The sequence below is a fragment of the Promicromonospora sp. NPDC057488 genome (assembly GCF_042802395.1).
Classification (GTDB): Bacteria; Actinomycetota; Actinomycetes; order Actinomycetales; family Cellulomonadaceae; genus Promicromonospora.
Window position 1 is genome coordinate 1 of the sequence record NZ_JBHVEG010000202.1, and the last position, 10,415, is coordinate 10,415.

The following is a 10,415-nucleotide window of genomic DNA, read 5'->3' on the forward strand; positions in this document are numbered from 1 at the left end:
GGTCGGCAGCTCGAGCAGCCGACCACCTGACATTCTGCCGACCACCCGTGTTCAGGCCCGCCCGCACGCGTAGACCAGTGCGGCGCGCAACCAGAGCTGGCGACTCATGGCCGGGGCGGGCCAGCAGGAGCCTGGAGGTCAGGCAGCCTCAGCCCGCGGGCCGCGATCCTCAGCCGTAGACCGGCGGGTACGTGATCTTGCCGCGCAGGGTGCGGTCGGCCGGGTCGTAGGCCGGCAGGAGGTGGACCTGGCCTGCCTCGGGCGGGGCCCAGTCCGGCAGCTGCATCTCGATCCCGTGGTCGCGGGACGCGACGAACCCGAGCGCGCCGTAGTACGCCGGGCTGCCCTCCAGCACGACGAACGGCTCGCCCGCCTCCGCGGCACGCGCCAGCGCCGCCCGGACCAGGGCCGACCCGACGCCCCGCCGCTTGTGCTCGGGCAGCACGCCGAGCGGGGTGAGCATCGCGACCTTGCGTTCGCCGACCTCGCCCGTGACGGTGCAGCCGGTGATCATGACGTGGCCCACCACCTCGCCGTCGGACACCGCGACCAGCGACGTCGCCGGGCGGTAGATCCAGGACTCGCGGATGCGGTCGACGCCGTCGGCGACCCGGTCCTCGCCGAACGCGGCTACCTGCACCGTGCGGATCGCGGGAAAGTCGTCCGGCGTCTCGGGCCGGATCAGCCAGTCGCTCACGCGTCGGCCGGCTCGGTCGCGGCGGCCTGCTCGCCCGCCGTGACCTCGCCCGCCGCAACCTCGGACCGCGAGCGCAGGACGCAGAACTCGTTGCCCTCCGGGTCGGCGAAGGTCACCCAGCCCGAACCCGGCCCGTAGATGCCCCGATGGTCGCCCACGACGGTGGCGCCGAGCCCCTTGACCCGCTCGATCTCGACGTCGCGCAGGTCCGCGCGCGGACGCAGGTCGAGGTGCACCCGGTTCTTGACCGACTTGGCCTCCGGCACCTCGATGAACAGGACATCGACGCCCTTACCGTCCGGGTCGACGATCACGCACTCCTCGTGGCCGGGCAGGTTCGGATCGCCAGGCACGTCCTGGTAGCCGAGCACCTGCTTCCACCACTCGGACAGCGTGTAGGGGTCGGACGAGTCCACGGTCACGTGCGAGACGAAAGAAGTCATGCTCGGGACCCTGACACAGCCGCCCGGGCATGCCCAACGCAATAACGCACCGGGGTGGTCGGCAGGCTGTCAGGTGGTCGGCACCTCGGAATGCCGACCACCTGACATTCTGCCGATCACCGTGGGCCCGCCTTGCGGGTGGGCCGGGGCGGGCGGGCCGGGCGGGCGGGTGCCGCGCGTGGGACGGCTGGGTGGTGAGGTGGGGGCGGGAGCATGTGCAGTGGCGTCAAGGCCTCGCGGGTGGCGGGCGGGAGGCGGCGGAGGACGCGGGCTTCGACCTCGTCGGGAGTGTCCGACGCCGTCACGCGGACGACGCCCCAGTCCTCCTCGCGGACGTGGTCCTCCCGGCGCTTCTCGTCGAACAGCGCGCGGTCCGCGTCGTGCCCGGGGCCCAGCGCGCCCGGGGTGTACTTGACGCGCCCGTCGAACTCGGCCAGCAGCCGGAACTCGGCCCAGCCCAGATCGGCGCGGTAGTCGCCGTGCGGCGTGCGCACCTGGAGCTGAACGGTCGGCCGGGGCAGGCCGGCCCGCACCACGATGTACCGCAACCAGGTCTCCCACGCGGATTCCGCGCCCGGGTCCGCCAGCTCGAGCACCAGCCGTGCCCGACGCCGCCCGCGTGGGTCACGCCGGGCGTCCAGCACTGCGAGGGCGGCGGCCCGGTCCATCCCGAGCGCGAGCGCGTGGTCCGCGATGACGAGCGCGAGCAGCGGGTGCAGCGCGACACAGCAGTCGACGACCGTACGCTCCAGGCTCGTCGTCGCCACGCCGTCGATCAGGACCTTCTCGTCCTCGGTGAGGTCGAGCCGGTGGCGCGCGATATCGTCGGCCGAGGCAGACGACGCCCGGTATTTCTGCACCACGTGGACGCGGTCGGGCGGCTGCCACAGCCGCAGCCCGTGCAGCAGCGCGGCCGACTCGTGACTCACCCACACGTGGCGAAGCTGCGCCGCGACCGCGAGCGTGCGGGCCCGGGCCAGGTCGTCGGCATCACGGAACCGGTCGCCGGTCGACGGCCGCCGTGAGCGATAGGCGCCTCGGCGGACCTTCTCCGCCCGGTTGGTGCGGAGAGCGCGCCGCAGCGCCTCTCGGTCGTGGTGGCGAGCTAGGAGGATCCCGGTCTGGTTCATGCCTCGACGGTGCCGTACATCCGTATGCCGCGGCGGCGGTCATGCCACTGCCTGTGCACGAACCCCGAAAACCGGTGCCTGTGGTCGCGGTCCTCGCGGCCCGGTCCCTCACCGAGGGTCTCGCTGTGCCGCGAACGATCTGCCCTGCGCGCAGCACCAGCCCCAGCGAAAGCCAGTGATCGCCGAAGCGTCGGGCGGTCGGCCCGGGGGGCAGGGCGGCGGGGCGGCGGCGGTCGGGGGGCCGGTGGCGGCGTCGACGAGGCGGCGGGGGCCGGCAGGCGGGGGCTGGCGGGCGGCGGGGCGGCGGACGGCGTGGGCAGTGGGCCGGGCGGGCGATGGGGTCCGAGCGCGCGGCGGAGGGCCAGAGCGTCAGGTGGTCGGCAGAACGTCAATGGTCGGCAGCTCGGAATACCGGTGATCTGACATTCTGCCGACCATCCGGATGCGCCCCGCCAACCCCGGTATCAGCATGAGCACCGGCCCGCGCGGCACCGACGCCAGCCGCAGGTGAGTGGTCGGTAGAAGGTCAGGTGGTCGGCAGCTCAGAATGCCGACCACCTGACATTCTGCCGACCACCCGGATGCGCCCCGCCCAGCACTCGCACCTGCACTGGCACCGCGCACCGGCGCCGGCGGCTGTCAGCTCGGGGCGGCCTTGCCGTGGCGCCAGTAGCCCACGAAGTCGACGTGCGCCTTCGGCACGCCACGCTCCCCCACCAGGTGCCGACGTGCGCCCGTGGCCAGCGCCGACTCGCCGATCGTGAAGGCGTAGACGTCGCCGGTGTGGCCCAGGTCCAGTGCGCACAGCTCCGCGAGCGCCGCCTGGCCCGGGACTACGTGCGCGGCGGCGCCGTCCCCGGCGACGTCGGACCGCAGCACCCAGCGCACCTCGACGCCGGACGGGGCGCGGAACTCCTGCTTGTCCGCGGCGGTGGGTACCTCGACGACGGCGACGCCGCGGGCGTCGGCGGGCAGGGACTCGCAGATGCCCGCGACGGCGGGCAGGCCGGACTCGTCGGCGACCAGGAGCGTCCAGTCGTGGTCGTGCCGCGGGTTGTAGGCGACGCCCTGGTCGAGCAGGCCGACGCGCAGGCCCTGCTCGGCGGCCTTGGCGAACCCGGCCCCCGGCCCGGCCGCGTGCCCGGCGTCGTGCCCGCCCGCGGAGTCGGCGTCGTGCCCGGCCCCAGGCCGGCCCGCGGAGCCGTCGTCGTCCCCCGCGTGCAGCACGAAGTCGACGTCGAGCTCGTTCAGGTCGGGGCGTGCGGCCCGGACGGTGTAGTTGCGCACCCAGGGCCGGCGGGCCTTGGGCGTGGTGAGGTACTCGGCGTACCAGAGCCCGGAGGTGCGCGTCGGCAGGCGGAGCATGTCCTGGCCGGCGCGCGGCAGGAAGAGGCGGAACCACTGGTCGTAGCCGGCGGGCGTGAACCGGTCGAGCTCGTCGCCGCCCAGGGTCACGCGCATCATGTTGGGCGAGACCTGCTTGGTGCTGATGACCTCGGCCATCACGACGTGCGGGTCGACGGCCCTGCGCCCCTTGTATGCCATGGACTTAGGCTAGGCATACCTAACTGGTTTTGACCAGGTTTGCGTCGGGATCTACTCCACGCACGTTGCGGATGCCCACCAGGGACAGCAGCCCGCCGAGCACGAGCAGGCCCGCGGTGACCAGGAACGCCCGGTGCAGCGAGGCGACGTCGAGCACGCCGCCCGTGATGATGCCCGCGAACGCCACGGTCACCAGCCCCGCCACCCGCGCGACGGCGTTGTTCACCGCGGAACCGATGCCGGCGTCGTGCGTCGGGACGGCGCCGAGGATCGCGGCTGTGAGCGGCGCGACCGTGATCGAGAGGCCGAGCCCGAACACGAGCTGACCGGGCAGGACCTGCGTGAGGTAGTCGGCGGTCTCGTCCATGGAGAGCATCAGGAGGAAGCCGATGCCGGCGATGATCGGCCCCACGGTCATGAACAGCCGCGGACCGTACCGGCCGGCGAGCGTGCCGAACCACGCGGACAGCGCGATCATCGCGATGGTCGTGGGCAGCTGCGCCACACCCGACCACGTGGCGGAGTACCCGGCGACCTGCTGCAGGAACAGCGTGAGCACGAAGCCGCCCAGGGACAGCGCGCCGTAGATCGCCGTCGTCGCCAGGTTGCCCCAGGCGAAGTTGCGCGCGCTGAACAGGCGCAGCGGCAGCATCGGGTCGGCCGCGCGCCGCTGGTAGAGCACGAACGCCACCAGCATCACGGCGCCCCCGATGATCGAGGTGAGGATCAGCGGCGACGTCCATCCCAGCCGCGCACCCTCGATGAGCCCGAACACGACGCCCGCGAGGCCGAGCGCCGCCAGCACCGCGCCGGGCACGTCGATGCGCCGGCCCGGCTCGCCCTCCGCGGCAGGCACCCCGCGCAGCAGCCAGAGGGTCACGGCGATGACGGGCACGTTGATCCAGAACACCCAGCGCCAGGACACGAAGTCGACCAGCATGCCGCCCACGAACGGACCGACGATCATCGCGCCGGTGGTCAGCGACGTCCACCGGCCGATCGCGCGCGACTGCGCCTCGCCGCTGAACGTCGCGATGATCAGCGCCAGGGAGCTCGGCACCAGCAGGGCGCCGCCCACCCCCTGCAGGGCGCGCGCGAGGACGAGGAACGGCCCGGTCGGCGCGAGCGCGCACAGCACGGAGGCGGCCCCGAACCCGACGAGCCCGATCGCCAGCACGCGCCGTCGGCCGTAGACGTCGGAGACCGAGCCGGCCACCAGCATCAGCGCGCCGAGGGTGATGAGGTAGGCGTCCACGACCCACTGCTGCAGCGGCAGCGCCTCCATGCCGGGACTCGCGAGCTCTTCCGCGATCGAGGGCAGGGCGACGCTCACCACCGTGCCGTCGAGGAACGACACGAAGGAACCGAGGACGGCGACGACGAGGACTCGTCTCTGGAGCGTGGTCACGGGCATCACGCTATGCCTGGCCACCCACATCCGCCCCGGGCCGCGCGAGGATTTCGCCCGCCCAGCCCCGTGCCGGCCCGCCCCGCGGATCGGGCAGGATCGGCGCATGGACCTGACCATCCGCCCGGCGACCGCCGACGACGCGGCCGCCTGCGCCACGATCTACGCCCACTACGTGCGCGAGACCCACATCAGCTTCGAGGCCGAGCCGCCGGACACCGCCGAGATGGCGCGGCGCATCGCGAGCTGCTCGGAGCGCCACGCGTGGCTCGTCGCGGTCGAGGCCGGCACGGGCGACGTCGTCGGCTACGCCTATGGCGCGCCCTACTCGCCGCGCGAGGCCTACCGCTGGGCGGCCGAGACGAGCGTCTACCTCCAGGTGGGCCGACGCCGGACCGGCGCGGGCCGCGCCCTGTACGAGGCGCTCTTCGAGCGGCTCGCCGAGCGGGGCTACCGGCGCCTGGTGGCCGGCCTGGCCCTGCCGAACGAGGCCAGCCTGGGCCTGCACGCGGCGCTCGGGTTCGAGATGGTCGGCACGTTCCACCAGATCGGCTGGAAGCACGGCCGCTGGCACGACGTCGCACGCCTGCAGAAGGACCTCGCGCCCACCCTGGGCGCGGCCCCGCCGTCGGGCGAGCCGGGCTGATCTACCTGGTCAGACGGCCGCCGTCAATTCCGCGCTGCGATCATCACGCCGGTCCGGAACACGAAAGGATCCGGGCATGGACAGCACCGTCCGCGTCGCGACTCCCGACGACGCCGCAGCCTGCGCCGCCATCTACGCCCCCTTCGTGGCCGACTCGGCGGCGACGTTCGAGACCCGTCCGCCGGACGCCCGCGAGATGACGCGCCGCATCGAACGGTTCTTCGGCCGCGAGACGTGGCTCGTGCTCGAGTCGCACGGCGAGGTGGTCGGGTTCGCCTACGCCAAGCCGTTCGCGGACCGCCCGACGTTCCGCTGGACGCTCGAGACCAACGTGTACGTGGCGACCGACCACCAGCGCGGGGGCGGTGGGCGCGCGCTGTACGAGGCGCTCCTGACGCGGCTCGCGCGGCGCGGCTACCACCGCGTCGTGGCCAGCATCGTGCTGCCGAACGACCCCGCGATCGCGCTGCACGAGGCGGTCGGGTTCCACCGCGCCGGCTCGTTCGAGAAGATCGGCTGGAAGCTGGGCGCGTGGCGCGACGCCGTGCTGTTCCAGCGCGACCTGGTGGCCGACGACGGCCTGGCCCCGGGCAACCGCACCGCCGACGCCGAGCTGCCGAGCCTGCTCACGCCGGAGCCGCTGGAGGTCACGCGCACCCCGCTGCTGCGCCCGCACCCGGCGGAGGACCAGGTCGCGTACTTCGGCGACTGAGCCGGAGGCGCAGCGCAGGGTGGGGGCCGAGGCACGAGGCACCCGCCCGGAGCGGAGCCGCAGGCTCAGTCGCCAAACAAATAGAGCCTGAGCTTGCGGCTCACCGACCCGGATTTGCGCTCGCCCCGCCTCGCACCGACTGCCTAGGGTCGCCTGCATGACCCTCACCGTGCGCCGGATCGAGTACACCGACCAGCCCGACTACACCCGGCTGGGCGGCGAGGCGTTCGGCGTGCCCGCGGCCGGCCCCACGGTGCCGACGAGCGAGGAGTGGGCGGCGTCCGGCTTCCGCGAGTGGGGCGCGTTCGACGACGACGGGCTGGCCGCCCGCCTGCGGGTCTACGGGTTCACGTCGTGGTTCCACGGCGCGCGCGTGCCGACTGCGGGCTTCGCGGGTGTGGCGGTGGAGCCTGAGCGGCGCGGTTCGGGCCATCTCGCGCGCCTGTTCGGAGCGGCGCTCGACGAGGCCCGGGAGCAGGGCGACGTCCTCTCGGCGCTGTTCCCGTCGGCGCCGGGCATCTACCGGCGCCTGGGTTACGAGGTGATCGGCTCGTTCGACGACGTCGACGTGCCGCTGCAGAACCTGAACCGCGTGGCCGCGCCCGCCGGGGTGACGACGCGCCGGGCCGGTACTGCCGACTTCGACGCCGTCGTCGCCGTGCACCGCCGCTGGGCGGCCGCGCAGAACGGGCCGGTGTCGCGGGCGGAGAAGCCGTTCTGGACGCCGCCGGAGAAGTTCTTCGCCGACTACACGGGCGTGACGCTGGCCGTCGACGCGGCGGGCGAGGCGGTCGGCTTCGCGAGCTGGAGCCGCGGCGAGGGGTACACGCCGACCACGACGGTCATGGAGATCGACGACCTGATCGCCCTGACCCCGGACGCGGCGCGGGCCCTGTGGCGCACGCTCGGCACCTTCTCGACGGTGGTCGGCACGGCGCGCGTGGCGACGTCGGGCCTGGACCCTGCCTGGCTGGTGCTGCCCGACCTGACCACCAGCGTGCACGCCGCGCACCCGTACATGCTGCGGGTCCTGGACGTCGCGGGCGCACTCGGTGGCCTGCCGTCGGTGCTGGAGGGCGCGCGCGTGCCGTTCGCCGTCCGCGGCGCGGAGGACCTGGCGGGCGGGTGGACGCTCACGGTGTCGGACGGTGCCACGCACCTGGAGCGGGACGCCGTCGCCGTCGAGGACGCGCACCACGAGCGGCCGGTGCTCAGCCCCAACGGGCTGGCGCTGCTGTACGCGGGCGCGCAGTCGGCGGCGAACCTGCGGATCGGGGGCCACCTGACCGGCCCGGCCGACCACGACGCCGTCCTGACGGCCCTCTTCGCGGGCCGCCAGCTGCACGTCCGCGACTACTTCTGACGGGGCCCGCCCGGGCCGGGCGGATAATCGGCACGTGGAGATCCCTGTCGCCTGGTCCGTCGTACTCATCGTCACCGCCCTGTGGAACCTGCTCATCTGGCCACGGTTCTGGCAGCGCATCGTCGCCGACCCCCGGTCGCGGGACGCCGACGGCCGCCCCACGAAGTTCCTCACCGTGCACTCCGTGCTGATCGGCGTCTCGCTCGTCCTCGGGCTGGCAGTCGGCGTCCTGGGCGTGCTCACCCTGGTCTGACGCGCCCCGTCCCGGCACGTCGCGGCATCTTTCGGTTGTCACCATACCTGGAGGTAGGTATGGTGCGGGCATGAGCACCACCACCTCCGCACGCGACCGCCTCGTGGACGCCGCACAGGACCTCTTCGCCGCCCAGGGCGTCGGGCCGACGAGCCCCCGCGCCGTGCTGGCGGCGTCCGGCGTGGGGCAGGGCAGCCTCTACCACCACTTCCCCACCAAGCACGACCTCGCCGTGGCCGCCGTCGGCGCCACCGTGGACGACGCGCTCACCCGCGCGCTGCGCACGCTCGGCGGCGACTCCCCCGCCGTCGACCGCCTGGTCGCCTACCTCGAACGGCCGCGCGACGCGCTGGCCGGCTGCAAGATCGGCCGCCTCACCGCCGACCAGGCCGTGATGGACGACGACGGTCTGCACGACGTGGTGACCGCCTACTTCGTGCGGCTGCTCGGCACCGTCACGCAGATCTTCCGCGAGACGGGCCTGCCCGACGACGCTGCCCGCGACCGCGCGCACGCCGCCCTCGCGATCATCCAGGGCGGGTATGTCCTGGCCCGGGCAACGCGGGAGCCCGGCGCGCTCGACGCCGCGGTGCGCGGGTTCGTCGGCCTGCTGACCCAGGCCCCGACCCCGTGGACCCAGACCCCGCCGACCCAGGAGGAGAACTCGTGACCTTCCGCGAGCGCCTGCGCGCGCTGCCCGCCTTCGCCCGCCCCGGCCTGCCGGTCTTCGACACCGCGGCCGCTCCCGCCGTCCCGCACGACCTGTTCGTGGCGTGGCTGGAGGAGGCGATCGACGCCGGGATCCTGGCCCCGCAGGCCGCGACGCTGTCGACGGCGGACGCCGCCGGGCGGGTGCACGCCCGCACGCTGGTGCTCAAGGACGTGACGGCGGACGGCTGGTGGTTCGCCTCGCAGTCCTCGGGGCCCAAGGGGCACGACCTGGCGGCCAACCCGCACGCGGCGCTGACGTTCTTCTGGCCGGAGCGGGGCCGGCAGGTGAAGGTGACGGGCACGGCGGCGTCGGCCGGGGCGGAGGCGAGCCGGGCCGACTTCCTGGCGCGGTCGGACCTGTCGCGCGCGTCGGGCCTGGTGAACCGGCAGAGCGAGCCGCTCGGCTCCCAGGAGGAGTACGCGGACGCGTTCGCCGAGGCGCTGCGCACCGTCACTGCCGACCCGGAGCTCGCCGCCCCGGACTGGACCGCGTACGTGCTGGCCCCGACGTCGGTCGAGTTCTGGCAGGCACCGGACGACGGCCCGCACACCCGCCTGCTGTACACGGCGGAGGCCGACGGCTGGTCGAAGGGTCTGCTCTGGCCCTGACCCCCCTCTCGTGTCAGACGTACAGATCCCTCGGGTGACCTGTACGTCTGACACGTCGATCGTGAGTACCCGCCCCGACGAAGGGAAACACCGTGACCTCCCCCGGCACGAGCACGCCCAGCGCGAGCACGCCCAGCACCACCACCACCCCCAGCACCACCGCACCCGGCACCGACCTAGTCGCCCACGCCCGCACCGACTCGGCGGCGGGGCTGGACGCCCTGCTGCTCGCCGTCGGGCGGCTGACCGCCGACGACCTCGCCGGCCCGTCGCCCCTGGAGGGCTGGACGCGCGGGCACGTCCTGTCGCACGTCGCGGGCCTGGGCGCGGCGATGGTGGGCCAGGCGCAGGCCGCCGAGCGCGGCGAGGTGGTGCCGGTCTACGCGAGCCAGGAGGCCCGCACCGCCCTGATCGAGGCGGGTGCCGGGCGCACCGTCGCCGAGCACGTCGCGGCGCTGACCGCCGTGCGCGACGACCTGGCCCGCGCCTGGCCGCAGGCGGGTTCGCCGCTGTGGGACGCGCCGAGCGGGTACCGCGGCGGCCCGCTGTCGGGCTGCGTGCTCGCCTGGTGGCGCGAGGTGCGGATCCACTCGGTGGACGCCCTGCACGGCACGGCCCAGGAGGTCGGCTACGAGACCTGGGACGACTCCCTGGGCGCCCACCTCCGGGACTTCCTGGCGGGCCGGCTGCCCGACGGCGTGACGGTGGACGACATCGCGGGCGACCCTCGCGACGTCACCGCCTGGCTGGCGGGCCGCGTGCCGGCGACGCCGCTCCCGGGAGACCTGCCCGAGCTGGGCCCCTGGCCGTCGGCGGTGCCGGCCCGCTGAGCCGCGCAAGCCGCCGGGCCGCACCGTGTCAGACGCTCAGGTCACCCGGGTGACCTGAGCGTCTGACA

General features: G+C 74.1%; 12 protein-coding genes. 7 read left to right on the forward strand and 5 right to left on the reverse strand.

From position 1 onward, the window contains the following. Positions 1-169: 169 nt before the first annotated feature. The 5 genes from ACFU5G_RS26290 to ACFU5G_RS26310 form a co-directional block, all read right to left on the reverse strand. Positions 170-697 (reverse strand): GNAT family N-acetyltransferase, encoded by a 528-nt coding sequence (locus ACFU5G_RS26290; protein ID WP_377251412.1) that lies wholly within the window; start codon positions 695-697, stop codon positions 170-172. Further along, a complete protein-coding gene (locus ACFU5G_RS26295) occupies positions 694-1,140 on the reverse strand; it encodes a VOC family protein (RefSeq protein ID WP_377251414.1) in 447 nt (148 codons plus the stop codon). Before ACFU5G_RS26295 ends, ACFU5G_RS26290 begins: the two co-directional genes overlap by 4 nt. A gap of 116 nt (positions 1,141-1,256) precedes the next feature. Further along, positions 1,257-2,270 (reverse strand): hypothetical protein, encoded by a 1,014-nt coding sequence (locus ACFU5G_RS26300; protein ID WP_377251416.1) that lies wholly within the window; start codon positions 2,268-2,270, stop codon positions 1,257-1,259. A 639-nt stretch (positions 2,271-2,909) separates the two neighbouring features. Beyond that, positions 2,910-3,815 (reverse strand): siderophore-interacting protein, encoded by a 906-nt coding sequence (locus ACFU5G_RS26305; protein WP_377251418.1) that lies wholly within the window; start codon positions 3,813-3,815, stop codon positions 2,910-2,912. Between the two features lie 19 nt (positions 3,816-3,834). Next, positions 3,835-5,229, reverse strand: a complete 1,395-nt coding sequence (locus ACFU5G_RS26310; RefSeq protein ID WP_377251420.1) for a DHA2 family efflux MFS transporter permease subunit — start codon at positions 5,227-5,229, stop codon at positions 3,835-3,837. Positions 5,230-5,329: 100 nt separating this feature from the next. On the opposite strand from ACFU5G_RS26310, the gene ACFU5G_RS26315 reads away from it, so the two are divergent. The 7 genes from ACFU5G_RS26315 (at position 5,330) to ACFU5G_RS26345 (ending at position 10,347) form a co-directional block, all read left to right on the forward strand. Next, positions 5,330-5,869: a GNAT family N-acetyltransferase gene (locus ACFU5G_RS26315; protein ID WP_377251422.1), complete on the forward strand. Its 540-nt coding sequence runs from the start codon at positions 5,330-5,332 to the stop codon at positions 5,867-5,869. Positions 5,870-5,945: 76 nt separating this feature from the next. After that, positions 5,946-6,581, forward strand: coding sequence for a GNAT family N-acetyltransferase (locus ACFU5G_RS26320; RefSeq protein ID WP_377251424.1), 636 nt, complete (start codon positions 5,946-5,948; stop codon positions 6,579-6,581). 157 nt (positions 6,582-6,738) lie between these two features. Beyond that, positions 6,739-7,944: an enhanced intracellular survival protein Eis gene (gene eis / locus ACFU5G_RS26325; protein ID WP_377251426.1), complete on the forward strand. Its 1,206-nt coding sequence runs from the start codon at positions 6,739-6,741 to the stop codon at positions 7,942-7,944. A 34-nt stretch (positions 7,945-7,978) separates the two neighbouring features. Beyond that, positions 7,979-8,197, forward strand: coding sequence for an SCO4848 family membrane protein (locus tag ACFU5G_RS26330; protein ID WP_020013876.1), 219 nt, complete (start codon positions 7,979-7,981; stop codon positions 8,195-8,197). A 70-nt stretch (positions 8,198-8,267) separates the two neighbouring features. Then, positions 8,268-8,867 carry a TetR/AcrR family transcriptional regulator gene (locus tag ACFU5G_RS26335; RefSeq protein ID WP_377251428.1) on the forward strand — a complete coding sequence of 200 codons (600 nt, stop codon included), beginning with the start codon at positions 8,268-8,270 and terminating at the stop codon, positions 8,865-8,867. Next, entirely contained in the window at positions 8,864-9,517 is a 654-nt protein-coding gene (locus ACFU5G_RS26340) for a pyridoxal 5'-phosphate synthase (RefSeq protein ID WP_377251430.1), read from the forward strand. The genes ACFU5G_RS26335 and ACFU5G_RS26340 overlap by 4 nt, the downstream gene beginning before the upstream one ends. 92 nt (positions 9,518-9,609) lie before the next feature. Further along, on the forward strand, positions 9,610-10,347 hold the full coding sequence (locus ACFU5G_RS26345) for a maleylpyruvate isomerase N-terminal domain-containing protein (RefSeq protein WP_377251432.1): 738 nt from the start codon (positions 9,610-9,612) through the stop codon (positions 10,345-10,347). Positions 10,348-10,415 lie beyond the last annotated feature (68 nt).